Raw genomic sequence first — 23,060 nt, 5'->3', positions numbered from 1 at the left:
ACAGAATCCAAGGGATGGATGCCATGAAAGATAAACTGACAGATCTTCTGATAACACTGCTGGCCTATGCCATTATGGGCATCATTTGGCTCTATTATCTGTTTATCGCCCCGTTACTTCAGATGAGCCGCGGGGAAAATCCGGTGCTTATCTGGTCGGTCAAACGTCGTTTCAAACGGGTCTTAAAAAGATTACCCGGCGGCTATCGGGTTCTCAGAGTCATACGTCCGACTCAATCCGGTTTTATTACTGATCTGAACCTTTTCACGGTTACCCTATGCTCTGCGACAGATGATCGACTGACAATCAATAATATTAAATATCAGGAGATCACACCGGAAAACCTGCACCCGGCCCCTGATCCTGAGCAGGTTAAACACAAAGTTCAGCAACTGATGCAGCAGCACTGCCCGGACTCAGAATTCCGGTTTCTGGAATTGAGCCCCAGCCTGAATCGTGAACACCGCCTGCCCGCCTTTGATCTGATTTTTCAGGACAACTACCAGCGATACAAGGTGATGCCAGACGTAACAGTCAAAGATATAAATCTGCGAACCTTCAGAAAATGGCTGGAAACTGAGGCTTTCGAAAGTTGGTTTCAGGATCACTATACCCGTGAGTATGGCAGTATGGACCCTGAACTGGTGGCTCTGGCCCGCAGGGTAAAAGATGTTTTTACGGCAAAATTTCCTCAAAGCCCCTATCAGCTGATCGAAGTAAAATATGAGAACAGTAGCCGGCAGCAGGTACGCCTTTTTTTTGAAGATCAGCGAGAAATGGCAGATTCTGAAGACAGGCAGTGTGGGAGGAAACCGGTGAAGGAGAAAGTTATTCCGGTCTCCCCCATAACCAGTGATCTTTTTGAAGATCACTGGTCGGGCAGTTACTTATAGAAAAAGAGGGTTGGATCAGCACTCTTTAAGGCGTTCTTTTACGTTAAGTACTTGGGGTAAAACACGCTTAAAGGCATCAACAACATTCGGGTCAAAATGCTTACCCTTTTGTTCCTCAAAAAGGGATACCGCATCAGCCACCGTCCAGACCCCTTTATAAGGCCGCTCTGATACCAGCGCATCAAAGACGTCCGCCAGGGAAGCTATTCGGGCCACAAGGGGGATATCTTCACCTGCCAAACCTTTCGGATAACCTGTACCATCCCATTTTTCATGGTGACATAAGGCGATTTCCCGGGCCACACTCAGCAATTCAGAGTCCGGGTTATCCAGAATCTTTGCACCAATTTCAGGATGGGACTTGATGGTTTCAAATTCATCATCTGTCAAACTTGCAGGTTTACAGAGAATGGCGTCCGGAATACCCAGCTTACCAATATCATGCATAGGCGCAGCAGCAGATAAGGTTTCTGCATCTGCGGCAGAAAAGCCCATTTCCAATGCAACAAGACGAGCATACTCTGCCATACGCTGCACATGTAACCCGGTTTCATTATCCTTATATTCTGCAGCCAAACCCAAACGCCGAATCAGATCCTTACGGGATTTTTCGAGTTCTTCCGTACGGTGAAGAACCTCACGCTCAAGCTCGCGTTTCTGCAATGCCAGAGCTAGATGCGTTTTAATCCGTGCAAGAATAATCGGCGGACTAAAGGGCTTGCTGATATAATCAACGGCCCCTAACGCAAGCCCTTTCTCCTCGTCCCCGACAGCGCTCATCGCACTGACAAAGATGATAGGTATATGCTTTGATCTGGGATCCTGCTTTAGTCGCCGACAAACTTCATAACCATCGATACCCGGCATCATAATATCCAGCAGAATCAGATCCGGCTGCTGCTCACCAAATACGCGACTAAAAGCCTGCTCTCCATCTTTAGCCACCAGAGTTTTGTATTCGGATTTCAGCAATCCAACCAACACACTGATATTTAATGGTGAGTCATCAACAATCAGAATACGTGGACGTTCCATGTTCAGGTTTGGCATTTCTTGCATCGGGTCTTATTCTTCCTGATCAGTAAAAGCGCTTATCGCTTCAAATGAGAGAAACCTACTCGTAACCCAGTCCGTTCAACAGACTAAGTGCCTCATCAAATTCATAAATTTCAGCATGCTCCATAATCTGTATCGCAATGGACATCTTGTCATCATCCATCTGCAGAAGTTCAAGCAGCTCAGGTAACAGATCCAAAACCTCCGGATCACCTTCCTCCAAAAGAGAGGCTATGGCAGGGATCAGCTCTTTAATGCGCTCATCGCTATCTTTACGGGATAAAGAGGGCATCAGACTGGCTGCAAAGTTGCCGTTATCTTCGCTAGCGGAATCGGCTTCAGCCAACATCTGAGCTTTGCTGCGCATACAATCTGATACCGAGTTAATAACTCTGAGCAGCTCTTCATTTAAGGGCCTTAGGTCTTCGTTACTGGGGAGTAAATGGTCAAAATACATCCCCTCGATCTCTTCCACGCGTTGAGCAACATCTTCCATACCCAGCGTTGCCGATGTGCCTTTCAGAGTATGCAGCCAGCGCTTAAGCGTATCCCAGTCCCCCGTAGCCATCAGCTCAAGAGCCGGTTCAACACCTTGCTGATAGTCGTTACAATACTGAGCCATCAGCTTCATCAAAAGCTTGCTATTTCCACCCAGGGAATGCATCGCTTTATTGATATTAACCCCGGGAAGATAACAGGGGATCTCAATCCCATCCGTATCTTTTAATGCGTCGGAAGAATATCCGGAGATAACCCGGGGTTCAATCCAACGAATCAGTTTTTCCTTAAGCTTTTCAGGGTCTATTGGTTTAGCAATATGATCCTGCATACCCACTGAAAGGCAGTGCTGCACATCCTCACTTTGGGCATGGGCTGTCATTGCTATGATCGGCGGTGTTTTTGGTAACCGCATCTGCAAAATCTGTTCGGTTGCCTGTAGTCCGTCTAACTCCGGCATCTGAATATCCATAAATATCAGGTCAAACTCATTCTGCTGGAGCGCATTAACCGCCTCACGCCCATTATTTACAATGGTAATGTCCAGACCATAGGATTCCAGCAAGCCTGAGATCACTTCCTGATTGATCAGGTTGTCCTCGGCAATAAGTAATCGGGCACCGAGCAACGCATTGATCTCATCTCCTTCGCGAAACAGGGTACGGATAGTGGGTCCCTGGTGAGTTCGCGAACGCTTCACGACGGCTTGCTGAATTGCATTAAGCAGATGCGATCCGGTAACCGGTTTCAGAAGTACGCCATCAATCAGGTTATGATTGATACGTCGCTGCAGATCTTCCCCCCCATGGGCCGTCAGCATGAGAATGGCCGGCTGCCAGGGGAGTGCCGAATTATTCCTCACGGCCTTAGCGACTTCAAAACCATCCATAATCGGCATCTGCCAATCAACCAGTAGCGCCGTATAAGGCTCTTCACCCATAGCGGAAGCATTTACCAGTCGATTCAGTCCGGCAGGAGCATCAGGCTCAGTTTCAATCGCAACTCCCTGGGATTCGAGAAGTTCACGAACACTATTCAGGCTGGTAGCGTCATCATCAACCGCAAGAACCCGGATGCTACTCAAATCGATCTGTTCTGTAACGCTTTCTTCCTGGTGCCGCTTGAACCGAATAGTGAAGAAGAACTCACTTCCCTCTCCCTCAACCGAATGGACGCCAATTTCACCCTGCATCAATTCGACCAGTTGCTTACTGATCGCAAGGCCCAGACCGGTTCCACCATACTGACGGGTCGTTGAAGTATCCGCCTGAGAGAAAGACTGAAACAAACGTCCTATCTGCTCATTGGAAAGGCCGATACCGCTGTCCCTAACGGAGAAACGAACCTGAATAAAATCCCCGCCTTCTTCCAACAGCTGCCCGGAGACAACCACTTCGCCTTTTTCAGTGAACTTAATCGCATTATTCACGATATTGAGTAACACCTGCCCCAAGCGCAAAGGATCGCCCAGCAGCCCCTGAGGGATACGGTCATCAATATCGAACAGAAGCGGCAGATTTTTCTCATTGGCTTTAACCGAGGCAATATCAGCTAAGTGATTGATCACATTATCCAGACGGAATGGAATCTGCTCGACATCAAGCCGCCCCGCCTCAATCTTAGAAAAATCAAGAATGTCATTAATAATGGACAGAAGATTCTGAGCAGAATACTGGATCTTGTCGATATAACCTATGACCTGCTCATCCTGAGTTGACTGTCGGGCCAGATGGCTCATACCAATAACCGCATTCATTGGCGTCCGGATTTCATGGCTCATATTCGCCAGAAAATCACTTTTCGCTTTGTTTGCGACTTCTGCCCGCTCTTTTTCTGCCGTCAGCGCACGCTCTGTTTTCTTAATCGCTGTAATATCGGTACGAACAGAGATGATGGATTCTACCTGACCTTCATCATTGAGAATGGGAACGACAGTGGCATTAACCCAGTACAATCCGCCATCTTTCCGGCGGTTACAGACTTCGCGATGCCAGGTCTCCCCCCGAAGCACCTGATCCCACAGTGTTTTAAAGAAACCTTTTGGATGAACCCCGGAATTAACAATCTTATGCGTGCTGCCGATCAGCTCAGGTTCAGTAAAACCAGATACATCAATGAATTTCTCATTAACGTATTCAATCCGTCCGCGAGGGTCCGTAATACTAACGATCGCATGCTCATCCATCGCCTTTTTGTAGGCCGCCAGTGTACTGTTGGTTTTTAACAGACGATCCTGAGTAAATTTGAGGCGGATAAGAGCAATAATGACCGCGCTGATCAGAAGAACAACAGCGATAAGAAGTGTCCATCGACTCTGACGCTGTTGCTTCTGAGCCTTCGTCACCCATTCTTCAAAACGGGTATCAAAGCTATCCAGATGATAATAGCTCGGCAGCTCGGTCAGACTGACCGCATTGTCACGGATGCGCTGAGTTGAAGTCATCAACCCATCCACATAACGCAGAGCACGCTTAAAGGCCTTTTTAGCCTGAGCAGATGGAACGGATTCAACATCAGTGAGCACCTGCTCAATTTCAGCTTCAAGGCGAAGCCGGGTGCTATCGGAGGGTAGCGCCGCATACCGAAGGGCTATCAGCATCATTTTGACCATTCGCAGGTCGTAATCTTTAACCTTATTCTCTGGAAGATGACTTCCCTTTAACTCGGTTTCAGCTTGCAGAAAAACACTTTCAAGTTGCGTAACAGACAGTCCATACAGTGCTGAGGCAGAGGAAACATTAAGAATAACTTCCTGCACTTGATCGAGACTGTTTGCATAACGCTCCCAGCTGCGGGAGGCATCTTTAATATCACCTCGGACGTTACCTAAATGGAGATCGACCTGATAAACACTCTGATACAGGCGATCCAGAAGTGACAATATTTCTCCTCGGGGATCACCACGATGCCCACTTGTCAGAAGCGCTGTTTCAGCCCGAAGCTGTGACAGAATATTTTTCTGCAGCTGAATCTCATGGCGTATATCTTTCTGCTCAATATCTGACGTAGGCTGAAGGAGGTAGACCATTACCGGAAACAGTAGCATGAGCCCGGATATACAACCCCAAAGAATCGCTGTTGAGAGCTTCTGCCAGAATTTAGTGTTCATATTCATAGCGAATAGGGCCCTCAAAATCGCTGATGTAGCTTTCATTGCTCATTAAGAAGAGGCGAATCTTTTCCAGCTCTTGTTCTGTCACAGGAGTAGCGTTATTAAGAAGACTCATTCGACGAATCGCTTCAGCCAGTGTCGCGGCTGAACCATCGCTAAAATATGGTGATGTCACGGATAGATTTCTCAGCCTCGGCACCTGAACACGACCTTTAGCCCTATCACTGACACTCTTCTGATACACCATCCCCCCCAATGCCCGGCCAGCATGACAATGAATACAACCTTTTTTCTCAAACAGAACGAATCCCGTCTGTTCTGAAGGTGTTAATGCACTTATTTCACCATTTAAATAGCGATCGTATCGACTGTCAGATGTTTTTATCGATTGAAGGTAGGCTGCTAACGCTTTAAAGACCGCTCCGGCACTGACACGACCATAACTTTTTGTCGCGATCTGACTCAGGCTTGAGTCTTTCTTCAGGGTAACGTAGATATCCAGAATGGAAGCCCCATGATTTGTGGTCAAACAGCGCTCAACGGCCTCTTCAAGAGAATAAACAGGGTCACTGGAGAAGTAGCCTATTTTTCGCGTCATATTAAATAGGGCGGGGGTTGACATCCCTGTCGATGTACCATCATCTTTTCTGGAAAATGCTGCGGAATCTGAGAACCCCTTCTCCGGCCGATGACAAGAACGGCATGCGGTCTCTCCGGATGCCGAAAACCGGGGATCAGAAAAAATCAGCTTGCCAAGTTTCAGTACACTCGGATTTGCGGATATCGGTGTATTAGCCTGTAGTTTTTCAAGCGGTGCCAGAATCAGGACAAACATCAATCCTAACTTGGCGATCCTTGCCTGAGGCCCCACTCCATTCCGGGAAAATGCACTCAATTGCCAGTCTACCTAATTTTACTATCATTAATTTCCGCTGCCGGGGCATGCGGGGCACCATCATAACGACACTATCATTATGACACATGCTCTACTTTAGCAAGAGCAGCGTCAAAATATTCATACTAAATACTCTTTAAGTGTAAAAAAAGCAGCAAAACAAAAATTTATTAAAATAAATCAGCGACTTCGGAATCAATATTATCAACCGATTCACAAAAAACCATTATATTTTATGCCAAGGATGTGCGCAGGAAAGATAACTTTAAAAGTCTTGATCTGAATTAAATGCCACCGGAGAATTCCGGCGGCAGAAGGGTAAGCAGGGTTACTTGTGTTTGAATTCTGGCTTGCGCTTTTCAACAAATGCCGCCATGCCCTCTTTCTGATCTTCGGTTGCAAACGTTGAAGCAAAAGCACGACGCTCAAAACGCAGCCCTTCCTGTAAGCTGCTCTCGAACGCCACGTTAACCGCCTCTTTAGCCATATAAACCACAGGACGGGACAACTTAGCGATCTTACCGGCAACCTTGAGCGCTTCCGCTTCCAGCTCTTCAACCGGCAGAATACGGCTCACAAGGCCCGCACGTTCCGCTTCTTCAGCGTCCATCATACGGCCCGTCAGGCACATCTCCATCGCTTTAGCCTTGCCAACGGCACGGGTCAGACGCTGCGTACCACCGGCACCGGGAATCGTACCGATATTGATCTCCGGCTGACCAAACTTCGCTGTTTCAGATGCGAGAATAAAGTCACAGGCCATGGCCATTTCACAACCACCACCCAGTGCGAAACCAGATACAGCGGCAATAATCGGCTTACGGGCTGTATTGAGGCTGTCCCAACCATCACGACGGTTATATGGGAAATCACTCAGGAAAAGATCGATAAAAGACTGATCTTCCATATCTTTAATATCCGCACCAGCCGCAAACGCTTTCTCGTTACCGGTGATCACCATAGCGCCGATTTCATCGTTCGCCTGGAAAGCTTCAATCGCCTGACCTACTTCTGTGATCAGCGCCATAGACAAAGCGTTCATCGCCTGCGGGCGGTTTAGCTGGATCCAGCCAACGGCACCACGGCTTTCAACAATAATATTTTTGTAAGACACCAGGGTCTCCTTTACGTTATCTTTTTTATTCTTTCTCAGACGCAGCCTGCCCCAACCCTTTTGGGGATAATAATCTCAGGAATCGTCACTTTGCTTGATCTTATACAGAGGCTTGGCAATATCCGGCATTTCGATGCGCTTCCGGTTTACCTCAGGCTCTGTCAGAGGCATAACCCGCTCCATGGTTTGCAGGCAACGATGTGTCAGATTCTGATACTCAGCTGTCCCCTTGCCTTTCCAGTCGATCTCTTTATCAGACAACTCGCGGATCACTTTAGCCGGTGTACCCGCCATAAGGGATCGCGGCGGACACTCAAAATCCGCTTTAACGAAAGCACAAGCCGCAACAATGGAAGACTCGCCAATACGGGCATTATCCATGATGACCGCATTCATGCCGATCAGAGCATTTTTGCCGATATGGCAGCCGTGCAGGACCGCACCATGACCGATATGGCCGTCCTCTTCAATGATGGTATCGGTACCGGGAAAACCGTGCATAACACAGGTATCCTGTACATTAACCCCTCTCTTGAGAACCATGCGTCCAAAGTCCCCGCGTAAACAGGCATTGGGCCCTATATAACAGTTCGGTCCGATAATAACATCGCCAATCAGAACCGCTGTCGGATGCACGTAGGACGTTGGGTCAACCACGGGCACCACACCGTCGATACTGTAAACCTGACCTTCAAAAGTATTGTTCTGCATCGCTTTTATCCTTCTTGTTATGATCTCAGCCTCATTAAACATATCAGACCACAAAGATGATTATGATCGGAAATGAGCGCGTTAAGAGAAGCAACAGACAGAAAAACGCCCTCAAAAGAGGGCGTTTTGCAGGCCTAGTTTAAGACCTTGGCAGAACTTATGCGTGACGGCGGCTCTGAACCACAACGAAACGACGGGTGACAAACGCCGTATCGGTCAGAGACGCGTTAGCAGCAGGGTTGCCACCGGTCGCGTGGAAGTCACTGTAAGCCGCAGACTGGTTGACAAATACACCACCATCCAGATTAACCGACAGTGCCACTTTCGCTTCCATCGCCAGCTCTTCAGCCTGATCCAGAACCGCATCATCAGTTGAGTAGACACCCAGAGTGATAGCACCCTTCTCAGAGATCACCTGATTGGCCAGCTCCATACTATGAGCCGTGCTATCGGTTGCGATCAGGAAAGATACCGGACCAAAACGCTCTTCGCTGTACTTCTCGATATCCGACGCATCGACTTTCAGAATCAGCGGTGTGTGAACTTCAGCATTCGGGAACTGAGGGTTCTCACGCTTCTCACTTGCCAGAACCACATCACCCAGCGCTTCACACTCTTTGATACGTGCAACGGTTGCCGGAGCCTGAATCGCGCCCAGCACCATGCAGGCACGGTCGTTATCGCCCAGGAACTTAGAGGTCGCTACCGACAGAGCCTCAGCCACTTCATCAAAGCTCATCTGGCTGTCGCCTGCTTTGATACCATCACGCGGGATGTAGATCGCCTGAGTAGTTGTACACATCTGACCGGAGTACAGGCTCAGGGTGAAGGCCAGGTTGCGGGCTACGGCTTTGATATCAGCAACGCTGTCGATGATCACAGTGTTCACACCGGCTTTCTCGGTGAATACCTGTGCCTGAGTCGCGTTCTGCTCCAGCCAGTTACCAAAGAAGCTGGAACCGGTGAAATCGATCACTTTCACATCTTTGTGAGTCGCCAGCTCTTTTGTTACAGGCGCATCCAGTGTGTCAGCAACCATAGAAACAATATGCGGAGCGAAACCGGCTTCTTTCAGCACATCCTGAGCAATCTTCACAGAGATCGCCGCAGGCAGGATAGACGCAGGGTGCGGCTTAACAATAACCGGGTTACCGGTTACCAGAGACGCGAACAGTCCCGGGTACGTGTTCCAGGTCGGGAAGGTTGAGCAACCTACAACAACTGCCACACCACGGGGAACAATGTGGAATTTCTTATTCATTACCAGAGGGTCATGTTTACCCTGTGGTTTAGTCCAGGTCGCTTCCGCCGGAACTTCTTTCATCGCACGGTAGCCATAAGCTACTGCTTCAAGACCACGATCCTGAGCGTGTGGACCACCGGCCTGGAATGCCATCATAAAGCCCTGACCAGAGGTATGCATAACTGCATGACCAATCTCGAAGCTGCGCTTGTTCAGGCGATCCAGAATCTCAAGACAGATCCCGGCGCGAACGTCAGGCCCTGCGTCACGCCATGCTTTGGTTTCCTGCTTCATAGCAGGAATCAGCTGGTCAAAATCAACCTTAGGGTAACGTACGCCCATTTCGATGCCGTAAGGGGAAACTTCACCTTCGATCTCACCGACGATACCCGGCATTTCCAGCTCAAATGACTTGCCCAGAGCCGCTTTAAAAGCCGCTTCACCGTCGGCAGCAGCGGTTTCACCGTAGACTCGCGGGCTTGGGTTTTCAGGATAAGGCGTCCAGTAATCACGGGCTTTAATGGCGTTTACCGCCTGCTCCAGAGTTTCCTGATGACGCTGAAAAAACTGTTCTTGACTCATTTTATCATTCTCTCCAATTTATTCCGTATCACATTATTATTGTGTAAACCCTGTGACACGCATCTGATGCCAGAGCACCTGCAGCTTGATTGCTTTTGATACTGAAATGATTCCTCCAGAACGGCAAAAGTGCTGTTTTAAGGCTGATTACACACTCAAAACCGCCTTTAAGCCGGATAACGGGCTTAATCAAAAATCAGTTCATTTTTATGAAGCGAGCGAGACAACCCTTCGACAAAACCAGCCACTAACCCAGCTAAAACAACCGTTAAAACCAGCATTAGACTGATACTTTGTCTATTCTCAGTACATCTTCCAAAGATGCAGTCGCACTAAGAATAGAAGAGTTTTGTCCTGTTTAATCAATGGTTTCAAGATACACCATAATTTGCGATACCGAAACCCTGCCTTTTAATTTAACTCTTGTATCCCTTTGCATCTTTACGGTAGTCTTTAGTGCAGAACAAAAAGAATTCTGTCCGCTTATCTCTGCAGTAACGGACATTAATGACACCAGGCAATCGGATGACTGGCTCCACGATCTGAAGGTTTCATAAAGGTCAACAGAACCGAAGAAACCCCTTTCTGTCGTGGGATACTGCACCAGCCCTCCCCGTCAGCCCAATCAGGGAATACCTGACAGACTGCATGTCAGTGTCATAAAGAAGTCAGAGACAGTCACAGCCGGTTTTCGCAGCGCCACACAAGAAAACCGTAAAAAGGGAACCCAAAGCAGGTTGCCATCAGAAGATGACTGATCAGTACTTCATGCAGAGAGAAATCAGCCGGAATTCCAATAACAAGCTTTTTAAAAGCAATACTGCAACCGGATACTGCCTGAATGACATATCAGACTATTACCACTCAATCTCTTGAGGGTGTTCTGACGATCACTCTCAACCGACCTGAGGCTTACAACGCACTGAATACTCTGCTGCTCAGCGAAGTTGCCGATGTGCTTGATCAGGCCGACCAGGATGAATCCATTCGCGTCGCTGTCATTACCGGAGGCCCTAAGGTCTTCGCTGCCGGTGCTGACATCAAAGAGATGGCGGCTCTGGATGCCGTTGGCGTTATGAATGATGCCCGCCCGAAACACTGGAAACGTATTTATCAGTTCAGCAAGCCTCTGATCGGCGCTGTTAACGGCTACGCCTTAGGCGGTGGTTGTGAGCTGGTGATGCATTGCGACATCGTTATCGCCGGTGACAACGCGCTGTTTGGCCAGCCCGAGATCAACCTCGGTATCATTCCGGGTGCCGGCGGCACTCAGCGCCTGATCCGCACCGTGGGCAAACCTCTGGCTATGAAGATGGTGCTGAGCGGCGAGATGATCGACGCCAAAACCGCCCTTCAGGCTAACCTGATTGCTGAAGTGGTTATCCCTGAGAAAACCATCGAGCGCGCTCATCAACTGGCAAAAACCATCGCCAAGAAGCCGCCTATCGCCGTTCGTCTGGCGAAAGAAGCCCTGCTTAAAGCTTTTGAAACCGATCTTGAATCCGGCCTGAATATTGAGCGTAAGTCTTTCACGCTTCTGGCCGCGACCGAAGATCGCCAGGAAGGCATCGCTGCCTTCATGGAAAAACGTAAACCTGAATTTAAAGGACGCTGAGTCATGTCATTCAACACAACCTATAAAAACATCGAATTTGTGATTGAGAATGGCACAGCCATTCTGACCTTTAACCGCCCGGACAGCCTGAACAGCTTTAACGCTGAGATGCACGCGGAAGTTCGCGAAGCGTTGAAAGAAGTCAAGAAGAATCCGGAAGTACGTGCACTGGTGATTACCGGTAATGGCCGTGGTTTCTGTGCCGGTCAGGATCTGAGCGACCGCAATGTAGCGCCGGGGGCTGAAGCACCGAATCTGGGCGAATCCATTGAGAAAAACTACAACCCGATGATCCGCACGATCCGCGCGCTGGAAATGCCGGTGATCTGCGCGGTTAACGGCGTTGCAGCCGGTGCTGGCGCCAACATCGCTCTGGCTTGCGACATCGTATTTGCTGCCAAATCCGCTAAGTTTATTCAGGCGTTCTGCAAGATCGGCCTGATCCCGGATTCCGGCGGTACCTGGACACTCCCTCACACCGTAGGTCAGGCACGCGCAATGGCGCTGTCTATGCTGGGCGACCGCGTTACTGCGGAAGATGCCGAGAAGATGGGCATGATCTGGAAAGCCGTTGATGACGAAGCCGTAAAAGAAACCGCTATCGCCACCGCTAAAGAGCTGGCAACCCAACCGACCAAAGGACTGGCCCTGATCAAACGCGCCATTCAGGCTTCTGCAACCAATACACTGGATGAGCAGCTGGATCTGGAACGTGACCTGCAAACTATCGCAGGCCGCACGGAAGATTACCGTGAAGGTGTTGCTGCCTTTATGGAAAAACGTCAGCCATCATTCAAAGGTCAGTAAGAGGTCGATATGACAGCCAACACACTTAATCCGTTAACGGCTAATGATGTCGTTGCCGTGATCGGAGCAGGCACTATGGGTGCCGGTATTGCTCAGGTAGCTGCCAAATTCGGTCATACGGTACTTCTTTACGACAAGATGGAGGGTGCGGCTCAGGCAGGTCTTGATCGCACCGCAAAGGGTCTGGAGAAACTGGTGGCCCGCGGCAAGATGTCAGAAGCGGACAAAGACGCTCTGGTTGCCCGTATTCAGCCAACAGAAACCCTGTCGGATCTGGCGCCAGCCAAACTGATTGTTGAAGCCATCGTTGAAAATCTGGCGGTTAAGCAGTCCGTTTTCTCAGAGCTGGAAGAACTTTGCTCTGAAGAGACCATTCTGGCTACCAACACCTCCTCTATCTCTGTGACGGCTATCGGCTCTGCGCTGAAGCGCCCTGAGAATCTGGTGGGTATGCACTTCTTTAACCCGGCACCAATTATGAAGCTGGTTGAGGTGATCAAGGGTCTGGCTACTTCTGAGGCCGTTGCTCAACAGGTTTACGACCTGTCCGTAGCCTGGGGCAAACATGCTGTAATGGCTAAGTCGACACCGGGCTTTATCGTTAACCGTGTGGCCCGCCCTTTCTATGCTGAAGGTCTGCGTATCCTTCAGGAAGGCGGTGCTGACGAAGCGACCATCGATGCGATCGCACGAGAAGCGGGTCAGTTCCGTATGGGCCCATTCGAGCTGATGGATCTGATCGGCCACGATGTGAACTACGCGGTAACCTCATCTGTATTTGATGCCTACTATGGCGATCAGCGCTTCCTGCCGTCTCTGATCCAGAAAGATCTGGTCGAGGCGGGTTTCCACGGCCGAAAAACCGGTCGCGGTTTCTATAACTATTCAGAAGATGCAGAGAAGCCGGAAGCCCAGACTCTGGCACCTCAAACGGCGCCGACCAGCATCACCGTTGAAGGTGAGATGGGTTGCGCCGAGCCTCTGATCGACCGTATCGAAGCAGCAGGCATCAAGGTTCATCGCTCAACTGAACATGATCACAACGGCCGTATCTCCATCGGGGATCTCGTCATTGCTCTGACTGATGGACGAATGGCCACCGAGCGCGCGTCTGTTGCTCAGCGTCGTCAGCTGGTGCTGTTTGATCTGGCACTGGATTACAGCAAAGCCACCCGTATCGCTCTCACTAAAGCCGATCAGACATCCGAAGAGAGCCTGAATCAGGCGGCCGGTCTGTTCCAGGCAATCGGCATACAGGTTTCTGTGATCGATGATATTGCCGGCATGATTCTGATGCGTACCGTTGCCATGCTGGCTAACGAAGGCGCTGATGCGGTGAATCAACAGGTTTGTTCTGCCAAGGATGTCGATATCGCGATGCAAAGCGGTGTCAACTACCCGCAGGGGCCTCTGGCCTGGGCTGATAGCGTAGGTCTGGAACATATTCATACGGTTCTGGCCAATCTGGTTAGCAGCTATGGGGAAGACCGCTACCGCCCTTCCCCACTGCTACGTCGCAAAGTATTTGGAGCACAGACTTTCCATGGCTAACGAAAACACTGCACTTGAAAACCTGACCCCGGACGAATTGGCCAGCCGCTGCGCACAGACCATGTACGAAAGTGACTGGGCTGCTCAGGCGCTGGATATGAAAATTCTGGAAGTCCGCGAAGGTTACGCAAAACTCAGCATGCTGGTGCGTAAAGATATGTCTAACGGACACGCGATCTGCCACGGCGGCATGATCTTTACTCTGGCGGATACCGCTTTCGCCTACAGCTGCAACAGCTACAACAAAGTAACCGTAGCTGCAGGCTGCAACATCGAGTTTGTTGCACCGGGTAAGCTGGGTGACACCCTGATAGCTGAAGCGAAAAAGGTCAGCCTGACCGGTCGCAGTGGCATCTATGACGTGACCATCAGCGATTCCAGCGGTCAGGCAATCGCCCATTTCCGTGGCAAATCCCGCCAGATTAAAGGCGAGATTATCCCGACTTCTGACACACAAACACCATCAGAGCAGTAAGAGGAAACTTAAGCATGAAAGACGCTTATATTTGCGATGCGATTCGCACCCCTTTTGGCCGCTATGCCGGCAGTCTGTCCTCCGTTCGCGCTGATGATCTGGGTGCTATCCCGATTAAAGCCCTGATGGAGCGTAACCCGCAGGTTGATTGGTCTGTGGTTGAAGATGTGATCTACGGCAACGCTAACCAGGCTGGTGAAGACAACCGTAACGTCGCGCGTATGTCGTCACTGCTGGCGGGTATGCCGACCAGCGTTCCGGGCACCACCATCAACCGTCTGTGTGGCTCAGGTATGGATGCTATCGGCATGGCTGCCCGTGCGATCAAAGCAGGTGAAACCGATCTGATGATCGCCGGTGGCTGCGAATCGATGTCCCGCGCACCTTTCGTGATGGGTAAAGCAGAATCTGCATTCAGCCGTAACCCGAACGGCCTCTACGACACCACTATCGGCTGGCGTTTCATCAACAAACAGATGAAAGCGGAGTATGGCGTGGACTCCATGCCGGAAACGGCTGAGAACGTGGCGGAGGATTTCAATATATCCCGTGAAGATCAGGATCTGTTTGCTTTCCGTAGCCAGCAAAAAACCGCTGAAGCGATGGAAAAAGGCCTGTTCAAGGAAGAGATCTGCCCGGTAACCATTCCACAGCGCAAAGGCGATCCTGTGATCGTGGGTACCGATGAGCATCCCCGTGCGGAAACCACTCTGGAAGGTCTGGCAAAACTGCGCGCGCCTTTCCGTGAAGGCGGCTCTGTGACCGCTGGTAATGCATCTGGTGTTAACGACGGTGCCTGTGCCCTTCTGATCGCGTCCAAAGAAGCGGCTGAGAAGCATGGCCTGACTCCTAAGGCTCGTGTTGTTGCTATGGCTACTGCAGGTCTGGAGCCTCGCATCATGGGTTTTGGCCCTGCGCCAGCATCCCGTAAGGTTCTGGAAAAAGCAGGCCTGACTCTGGAGCAGATGGATGTGATCGAACTGAACGAAGCGTTTGCTTCTCAGGGCTTAGCGGTAATGCGTGATCTGGGTCTGCCGGATGATGCCGCACACGTTAACCCTAACGGCGGTGCAATCTCTCTGGGCCACCCTCTGGGTGCTTCCGGTGCCCGTCTGGTAACCACTGCAATGTACCAGCTACACCGCACTGGCGGTCGTTATGCCCTATGCACCATGTGTATTGGTGTGGGTCAGGGTATTGCTCTGATCATTGAGCGCGTTTAAGCGCTCAGTCATTTTATCGGGGAGGCCCGGCCTCTCCCATTAAGCGTCCAAAGAGACGCTATGTATTACAAAACCAACAATAAAAAGCAGAACAAGAAAAACAAGAGACACTAACAGGATAATAACTATGATGAACTACAAAGTTGATCCCAACGCACTTGATCCAATTGAAACTGCAAGTATTGATGAAATTCGCGCTCTCCAGTTGAGCCGGATGAAGTTCAGTATAAAACATGCGTACAACAACGTACTCGCCTATCGTAAGCTGTGCGATGAAAAAGGGGTTCACCCGACGGATCTGAAAACACTGGACGATCTGAAACTGTTCCCTTTTACCACCAAGCAATATCTGCGTGACGCCTACCCGTTTGACTCTTTCGCGGTACCTATGAGTCAAGTGGTTCGTGTGCACGCATCTTCAGGTACCACAGGTCAGCCAACGGTTGTTGGCTATACCCAGCACGATATCAATGTCTGGGCTGACGTTGTGGCACGCTCTATCCGTGCTGCCGGTGGTCGCAGTACCGATAAAGTACACGTTTCCTACGGCTACGGCCTGTTCACCGGTGGTCTGGGTGCGCACTATGGTGCAGAGCGTCTGGGTTGCGCGGTTATTCCGATGTCCGGCGGTCAGACTGAGAAACAGGTTCAGCTGATGCGTGACTTTGATCCTGATGTGATTATGGTAACGCCGTCTTACATGCTGAACCTGATCGATGAGATGGAACGTCAGGGTGTTGAGCCTAAAGAGATGGCTCTGCGTATCGGCATCTTTGGCGCAGAGCCTTGGACGGAAGAGATGCGTGGCAACATTGAAAAACGCCTGGGTATCGATGCGGTTGATATTTACGGCCTGTCTGAAGTGATGGGTCCGGGAGTTGCGATGGAGTGTGCCGAAACCAAAGATGGCCCAACCATCTGGGAAGATCATTTCTATCCTGAAATTATCGATCCGAATACCGGCGAAGTGCTGCCTGATGGAGAGTACGGAGAACTGGTATTTACCTCTCTGACCAAAGAAGCGCTGCCGGTGATCCGCTACCGTACCCGGGACCTGACCCGCCTGCTACCAGGTACAGCACGTCCGATGCGCCGTATCGATAAGATCACGGGGCGTTCCGATGACATGCTGATCATCCGGGGTGTGAATGTGTTCCCGACCCAGATCGAAGAGCAGATTCTTAAGGTGCCAGCATTAGCCCCTCATTACGAAATCATTGTTTCCAAACAGGGGAACTTGGATGTTGTGAATGTGAAAGCGGAACTTAACCCTGCGGCTCAGGATGCTGATCAGACAGCGATTATCAAAGAGCTGCAGCACCACATCAAATCCGTAGTCGGTATCAGCACCAAGGTTGATATTGTCCCTGTAGGCGGACTTGCTCGCTCTGAAGGCAAAGCCAAGCGCGTTACCGACCTGCGCTGATACCTGACAGTAAAATCTTTCTTGTCAAAACCCCGGGCTCCGGGGTTTTTTTATGCCCGTCTTCCGCATACCACACAGAGATTTAAACGGCGCTACAGTAGTATTAATGGATATAAAAAACTATATTAGTCAGATTCTGTCAGGTTCATGGAAGAACGGATAACCTTGCGCTCTCCCCTTGCCCGCCAGATGACCCACATCGACCCAAAATAATAAAGGATGTTTTCCATGAAGGGGCTCTCACTCCGTGCGAAAATCATCGCCATGGCCACCTTGGCGGTTTTAGTTACTTCCCTGGCTTTAACCGGCTTTTCTGCATTCCGACTCTCAGATATGACCCGTGACAATGTTGAGCAACGCGTTGACGGTGTCTCCAATGCCATTGGCAAAGGCGTTGAACGCTGGCTTTCTTCAAAATATCAGTTACTCGATACGCTTGCTCTGCGCCCTGCTGATGAGGATACCTTTATCGAGCAGCTGAACATGACCCGCGAAGCCGGTGATTTTATCGCTATTTTTGCTGGCCTTACCGATGGCACCCGCATCGGCAGCAATGGTCGAACCCTCTTTGTTAATGGTTATGATCCCCGTACCCGTCCCTGGTACAAGAAAGCCCTTGAAGAGAAGAAAATGGTTCTGATCGGCCCCTATGAAGACAGAACCACTAAAGAGATGACCTTTACTATCGCCCGTCCATTAATAAAAGATGGGCAGATAGCAGGGATCATCGGTGCAGACCTGCAACTAAAGCAGCTATTCGCGGAAATCACCTCTTTCGAGTCTGGAGCAAACAGTCAGGTCTTTCTTCTGAATGACCAGAGTTTAGTCATTGCACACCAAAACCCTAATTTCCAGTTACAGCCGGTTTCACGTCTGTATCCTCAAATATCAGAGAGTACCCTGAATGAGCTGACAACAAACGCTGCTCTGACCTCTGTTGAGACAAAAGACGGCACAAAACTTGTCCGGATTGTAGGGATTCCGAACTCCTCCTGGCAACTGGGCGTTGAAGTGGACGAGTCCACAGAAATGCTGCCTTTTACTGAAACCCTGGGCATACAATTTCTGATCAGTCTAGCGATCTTCCTGCTGGTAATGCTAACAGTGGCCCTGATGGTCAAGGTACTGCTTAAAGACCTGCATCGTGTTGGTGAGGCCTTAGGCAATATCGCTAAAGGCGAAGGAGATCTGACTCAACGGATTCAAAGCCAAAGCAATGACGAAGTGGGCAAGCTGGCTAATGACTTCAACCACTTCGTGAAAAGCCTGCATAGCACCATAGGAAAACTTGACATTACCGCTGTCGACCTTGGCCGTCAGTCCGACATCATTGCCGATAAAACCAAGCAGAACAGCAGAAAGATCTATCAGCAGCGCAACGAAACCAACGCAGTAGCAGAAGCGGTTAATCAACTGGCTCAGTCGACCCAGGATATTATTCAGCATGTCCACAATGCAAACAGTCAGGTGGAGCAGACATTGAATCTTGGCCAGGATGGTATTCGTCAGGTGAGTAAAAGCCAGCGTTCGGTCAATGATCTGGCTTCAAAACTCGACAGCGCCAGTGATGTTGTAACCCGTCTTAACAGCCATGCCCAGGGTATTACCGGCATTCTCAATACGATTGAAGAGATTGCAGAACAGACCAACCTACTGGCACTAAACGCGGCTATTGAGGCCGCAAGAGCGGGTGAAGCCGGTCGCGGCTTTGCCGTAGTTGCCGATGAGGTCCGCAGTTTGTCACAACGTACCAGTAGCTCAACCAGCGAAATTCAGCATGTCATGGAGTCTGTACAGCAGTCATCGACGGAAGCAACGCAATTAATGCAGGCAAGCAGTATGCTGGCTGAAGAAAGTGTTGCTGATGCAGGCCAGGCTAAAGAGATGCTGACACAGATTCTTGAAGCGGTTGAAGCGATCAGTCATCTCGCAACCCATATCAGTAGTGCAACCGAACAACAGGCCGCCCTAAGCGAAGAAATCCATAGCAATACGGATATAATTCGCGGAGTTGCAGACGATTTGGCGCAGGATGCCGACGAAAGTGAACAACAGGTTAAAAAGCTCTCTGAACTAGCATCAGATCTCAAAAAAGAAGCAGGACGCTTTGTTATTTAACAGCATATGATCAGGTGCTTATTAAGCAGAGATGGGTTGATATGACTTCAGGCACCCTGTTACAAACAGACACTCAAGTTCGCTTCAGATTTATGCTCAACGGCCGTTAGAATGACAACAGACGGATAAATCGAGAGGAGAATTCCGATGGAAATATCAAACAGCAGTGCTGCTAACTATGCAAACAATGCTGCTAAACAAGATGCGCTCTTAGGTGCTCAGGTTGCACTGGTTGGTAAAGCGAAGGATCAGGGGAAGGTCATTATGGACACTCTGCTAAGCTCCATCAATACGGTTCAACCTGCGGCATCCGTTGAGCCTCACTTAGGCAACAAACTGGATGTTAGTGCATAACTCCGGCATGTAACGGTTTTATCAGAGGGGGCTAAGCCTCCTCTTTTTTTTGCCCCTGTTTTATTCCACGACGACAACACTTAACCCCGTTTCACGATCTCAAACAGCCTCGTATTTCCTCTAGGCTAATTCTTTTGCTTTTCCCCCCAAACCTTATTAAGAAGTACAGTGTTTGCTGTCAGAAACCTCTCTACAGGGGTAGCACCTATTTCATTTATCTCCCCCTCCCGATATAGCCTTATTTTTAAGCGCTCTGCCCTCAGCCGAAACAGTAACATGGTAAAAAATAAAGGCTTTTCTTAATAAGTACTCCTTAATTGATTGCCTTCCTAAAGGATGGCCGGATATTATTAGTGTATTTGATTAAATAACTGAAACATTGGAAGGCTAATATCTGGCCTGTCTATTTCAGCCAGGAGGCATCATGTCGCAGTACGCCCGTCACAACGATACAGGCCCGATAAAAACACCGGACACCGGTGACACTATGGTCTCCATCACTAATCTTGAGGGAAAGATTACCTATGTTAACCGGGTCTTTATGCGTGTATCCGGCTATCACGAAAAGCAGCTGATCGGCTTTAACCACAATTTAGTACGTCATGAAGAGATGCCTCGCTGCGTATGGCATCGCGTATGGAAACGCCTCGAAAAAGATGATGAAGCTTTTATCTTAGTCAAAAACGCCAGCGCCTCCGGACAATCCTACTGGAGTTTTTCTGCCCTCTATCCCAACTTTGATGCCAAGGGTCAGAAAGTCGGCTACTGCGCAGTTCACTACCCGGCCTCAGAATCCATGATCCGGCTGATTGAGCCCATTTACGCTAAAGTGCTTGAAGCAGAACAGAGGGATCTTAACAGTGGACTTGAGTGTCTGGAGAAACATCTGCAGGAAGCCGGACACAGCAGCTATTCCGAGTATCTTTTAGAAGCACACCACAACGACTCACCGGCTCAACCAGAGAAACGCTCGGGTTATCAGTCAACCTATGCTCGTCAAACATCCAGCAATAGTGCCGCCTGGCCTTTCCTGCACACTCAGGTAAACATCGCCCAAGGGTTACATCTGGGCTTGGCCATTTTTGTGACCGCTGCAGGACAATACTTTTATTCAGCTTCACTATGGTTTCTGCTCTACCCGCTGGTGGTACTTGCCGTCATTATCTACATGCGCGGTATCATGCAACGGGCTCTGAAGGTACTACACCGAGTACATCACACGATTAAGCGTGGAAAAATGGGTGAATTGCATCATCGGGTCAACGATATTTCGGGTTTGGGGGAAGTGGGTCAGGTTGCCTGGGAAATGAATGAGCTACTTGATCAGATCCAAAGTTTTTATCTTGAAGCAGACAGTGCATTTCAGGACGTCTCTGAAGGCCAGGAGCACAGGTTTGCCATAACCAGCGCAGTTTCCGGAGCGCCTCAGCGCTCACTGGAACAGCTTAACACGGGTCTTGAAGCGATGCGTCAGGTTCGTTCGATTCGCTCTCGAAACGAACTGATGTCAAGACTGAATGAGGTCAATGTTAACTGCCTGGTACCTAACCTGACCACGATTCAAACCGACTTGTCAGGGGTGATTGAAGAGATCCGCTTCGCCCTGAACACCTCTAGCGAGAACAGACAGGATGTTGAAGCCTCTGAACGCGTGATTGACAGTATGTTGCACCAGCTATCGAACATCACGGGCGTGCTGCAGAATATTCAGGGGCTGGTTGTCAAGCTGGACGAAGATGGTCAGCGAGTCGTTGAGGCCCTCAACCTGATCTCAGATATCTCAGAACAAACCAACCTGTTAGCGCTGAACGCATCAATTGAAGCGGCACGTGCGGGAGAGCATGGTCGAGGCTTTGCGGTTGTTGCCGATGAAGTCAGAACCCTGGCTGGGCGCTCCAAAGATGCTGCAGAGAACATCAGCCGCATTATCGATAGTTTTTCTGAGCGTTCAAAGCAGATGCAAACGGCATCAGAACAGGCTGGCGGTGAGGCAGAAGCACTAAATGAAGATATCGACGGCTTCCATCAGACTTTCCGTCGTCTTGCCAGTTCTGCGGTGGATACCAATAAACGCCTTGCCCATGCCAGCGATAAAAACTTCACTATTCTGGCCAAGGTGGATCATATCGTATACAAACAACGCACTTATCTGGGTATTCAGGATACCCAGCAGCATACTGATGCAGTGAATGCCGTTAGTGTCGACCATCATAACTGCCGTCTGGGTAAGTGGTATGATGAGGGAATCGGCTATGAGCAATTCCGGCATCTGCAAAGCTTTAAACAGCTTCAGGCACCTCATGCCGCCGTCCACAAATGCGCACGTTTTGCTGTGGATCTGGCTTCCGATAACTGGTTGGGTAATCAGGATATCAGGGATGAAATTGTTGCTGCTGTCCAGCGTGCAGAGAGCGCGAGCGATGAGGTCATGATGTTGCTCGATTCCATGGTAGAAGAAAAACATATGACGAATCGATAAATATAAAAACACTTATTTAAAAAGACAAAAAGCCCCGACGAATTCGGGGCTTTTTCAGCAACAACAGTCAATCTCAGGCCAGCATTTCCAGATCCGTCTCCGATGATTGGTTTTCAGCCTCTTCCATATCCAAAAGGCTACCGGAATGCATCTGAAAGTGCCTGTCTGCCAATTCCGAGGCGAAGCTTTTCTTCCGCTCACTGATCATCAGCGTAACACCATCATTAGCGATACGACGAATAGCACGACTTACCTCCCTGACCATATCCGGTGGAAGGTCAGAATAGGGTTCATCTATCAGCATCAGCTTGGGTTGAGCCATCAACCCCCGCGCCATTGCAAGCAGCTGCTGTTCACCGGTAGTTAGTGAGCCCGCCATCTGATGGCGTTGTTTTTTCAATATCGGGAACCCCTCATAAATCACTTCCAGATCTGAATAAACAGAAGCATCCATCTTCCTGGAGTAGCATCCCAACAGGATGTTATCTTCGACACTCATTGGTCCAAAAACCTGACGGCCTTCAGGGACATGAACAATACCGGTGTAAATACGCTTATCAGCCGGCATACGACTGATATCAAGACCGGCAAAGGTAAGATTGCCTGATGAAAGTGCCTGCAGACCACCAATCGTCTTAAACAGGCTGCTCTTACCACTGCCATCAGCTCCGGTTACAGCAACGATATCACCAATGTTCAGCTCAAAGGATACCGATTTAAGCGCGATACTTTCTTCAAACTGGCAACTTACGTTGTCTAACTTAAGCAAAACTTTTGGGCTGATACTGTATGCAGGCTGAACCGGGCGATGACTATGGCCAATGATACTATCGGGCGTCATTTGGAAGATTTTCTCCCTTAACGCACTAAATTCATTCCGTACCTCACTCCCGAACAAGGGATCATCC

Annotated in this window: 17 protein-coding genes and 2 pseudogenes; 12 read left to right on the top strand and 7 right to left on the bottom strand. The window is 49.6% G+C overall.

From position 1 onward, the window contains the following. Positions 1-23: 23 nt before the first annotated feature. Positions 24-893 (top strand): hypothetical protein, encoded by an 870-nt coding sequence (locus tag AC4GL5_RS14495; protein WP_490383505.1) that lies wholly within the window; start codon positions 24-26, stop codon positions 891-893. Positions 894-908: 15 nt separating this feature from the next. Here the strand turns inward: AC4GL5_RS14495 and AC4GL5_RS14490 are convergent, their stop codons facing one another. From AC4GL5_RS14490 to paaN, 6 genes are all read right to left on the bottom strand, one after another. Next, positions 909-1,952 (bottom strand): HD domain-containing phosphohydrolase, encoded by a 1,044-nt coding sequence (locus tag AC4GL5_RS14490; RefSeq protein WP_490383504.1) that lies wholly within the window; start codon positions 1,950-1,952, stop codon positions 909-911. 55 nt (positions 1,953-2,007) lie between these two features. Further along, the gene (locus AC4GL5_RS14485) at positions 2,008-5,562 is read right to left on the bottom strand and encodes a hybrid sensor histidine kinase/response regulator (protein WP_490383503.1); all 3,555 of its coding nucleotides are present in this window, start codon (positions 5,560-5,562) and stop codon (positions 2,008-2,010) included. Beyond that, positions 5,546-6,394, bottom strand: a complete 849-nt coding sequence (locus AC4GL5_RS14480; RefSeq protein WP_490383512.1) for a cytochrome-c peroxidase — start codon at positions 6,392-6,394, stop codon at positions 5,546-5,548. The genes AC4GL5_RS14485 and AC4GL5_RS14480 overlap by 17 nt, the downstream gene beginning before the upstream one ends. 388 nt (positions 6,395-6,782) lie before the next feature. Further along, positions 6,783-7,568 carry an enoyl-CoA hydratase gene (locus AC4GL5_RS14475; RefSeq protein ID WP_490383502.1) on the bottom strand — a complete coding sequence of 262 codons (786 nt, stop codon included), beginning with the start codon at positions 7,566-7,568 and terminating at the stop codon, positions 6,783-6,785. Positions 7,569-7,643: 75 nt separating this feature from the next. Beyond that, positions 7,644-8,279, bottom strand: coding sequence for a phenylacetic acid degradation protein PaaY (paaY, locus tag AC4GL5_RS14470; protein ID WP_490383501.1), 636 nt, complete (start codon positions 8,277-8,279; stop codon positions 7,644-7,646). A gap of 157 nt (positions 8,280-8,436) precedes the next feature. Next, positions 8,437-10,104 carry a phenylacetic acid degradation protein PaaN gene (gene paaN, locus AC4GL5_RS14465; RefSeq protein ID WP_490383500.1) on the bottom strand — a complete coding sequence of 556 codons (1,668 nt, stop codon included), beginning with the start codon at positions 10,102-10,104 and terminating at the stop codon, positions 8,437-8,439. Between the two features lie 841 nt (positions 10,105-10,945). Between paaN and paaF the strand changes: the two genes are divergently transcribed. The 11 genes and pseudogenes from paaF (at position 10,946) to AC4GL5_RS14410 (ending at position 22,152) form a co-directional block, all read left to right on the top strand. Beyond that, complete coding sequence (gene paaF / locus AC4GL5_RS14460; protein ID WP_490383499.1) at positions 10,946-11,719, top strand: 2,3-dehydroadipyl-CoA hydratase PaaF; 774 nt, start codon at positions 10,946-10,948, stop codon at positions 11,717-11,719. A gap of 3 nt (positions 11,720-11,722) precedes the next feature. Next, positions 11,723-12,526: a 2-(1,2-epoxy-1,2-dihydrophenyl)acetyl-CoA isomerase PaaG gene (gene paaG, locus AC4GL5_RS14455; protein ID WP_490383498.1), complete on the top strand. Its 804-nt coding sequence runs from the start codon at positions 11,723-11,725 to the stop codon at positions 12,524-12,526. A gap of 9 nt (positions 12,527-12,535) precedes the next feature. After that, complete coding sequence (paaH, locus tag AC4GL5_RS14450) at positions 12,536-14,077, top strand: 3-hydroxyacyl-CoA dehydrogenase PaaH (RefSeq protein WP_490383497.1); 1,542 nt, start codon at positions 12,536-12,538, stop codon at positions 14,075-14,077. Further along, on the top strand, positions 14,070-14,552 hold the full coding sequence (gene paaI, locus AC4GL5_RS14445) for a hydroxyphenylacetyl-CoA thioesterase PaaI (RefSeq protein ID WP_490383496.1): 483 nt from the start codon (positions 14,070-14,072) through the stop codon (positions 14,550-14,552). The genes paaH and paaI overlap by 8 nt, the downstream gene beginning before the upstream one ends. Before the next feature lie 14 nt (positions 14,553-14,566). Beyond that, positions 14,567-15,775, top strand: coding sequence for a 3-oxoadipyl-CoA thiolase (gene pcaF, locus AC4GL5_RS14440; protein WP_490383495.1), 1,209 nt, complete (start codon positions 14,567-14,569; stop codon positions 15,773-15,775). 127 nt (positions 15,776-15,902) lie between these two features. Next, positions 15,903-17,201, top strand: coding sequence for a phenylacetate--CoA ligase PaaK (gene paaK / locus AC4GL5_RS14435; RefSeq protein WP_490383494.1), 1,299 nt, complete (start codon positions 15,903-15,905; stop codon positions 17,199-17,201). Positions 17,202-17,429: 228 nt separating this feature from the next. Further along, a complete protein-coding gene (locus AC4GL5_RS14430) occupies positions 17,430-19,319 on the top strand; it encodes a methyl-accepting chemotaxis protein (RefSeq protein WP_490383493.1) in 1,890 nt (629 codons plus the stop codon). A 147-nt stretch (positions 19,320-19,466) separates the two neighbouring features. Next, positions 19,467-19,673 (top strand): hypothetical protein, encoded by a 207-nt coding sequence (locus tag AC4GL5_RS14425; protein WP_490383492.1) that lies wholly within the window; start codon positions 19,467-19,469, stop codon positions 19,671-19,673. Between the two features lie 424 nt (positions 19,674-20,097). Beyond that, positions 20,098-20,436, top strand: a pseudogene (locus AC4GL5_RS14420) (PAS domain S-box protein); the annotation flags it as partial. Between the two features lie 33 nt (positions 20,437-20,469). Continuing rightward, positions 20,470-21,675, top strand: a pseudogene (locus tag AC4GL5_RS14415) (methyl-accepting chemotaxis protein); the annotation flags it as partial. Positions 21,676-21,729: 54 nt separating this feature from the next. Beyond that, positions 21,730-22,152 (top strand): CZB domain-containing protein, encoded by a 423-nt coding sequence (locus AC4GL5_RS14410; protein ID WP_490383511.1) that lies wholly within the window; start codon positions 21,730-21,732, stop codon positions 22,150-22,152. 73 nt (positions 22,153-22,225) lie between these two features. On the opposite strand, the gene AC4GL5_RS14405 is transcribed toward AC4GL5_RS14410, so the two are convergent. Continuing rightward, positions 22,226-23,060: ABC transporter ATP-binding protein (locus tag AC4GL5_RS14405; RefSeq protein ID WP_490383491.1), on the bottom strand; the 835-nt coding region annotated here is incomplete at its 5' end.

It is taken from the genome of Oceanospirillum sp. (genome assembly GCF_982874595.1).
This window is presented reverse-complemented; position numbering and strand designations above follow the sequence as displayed.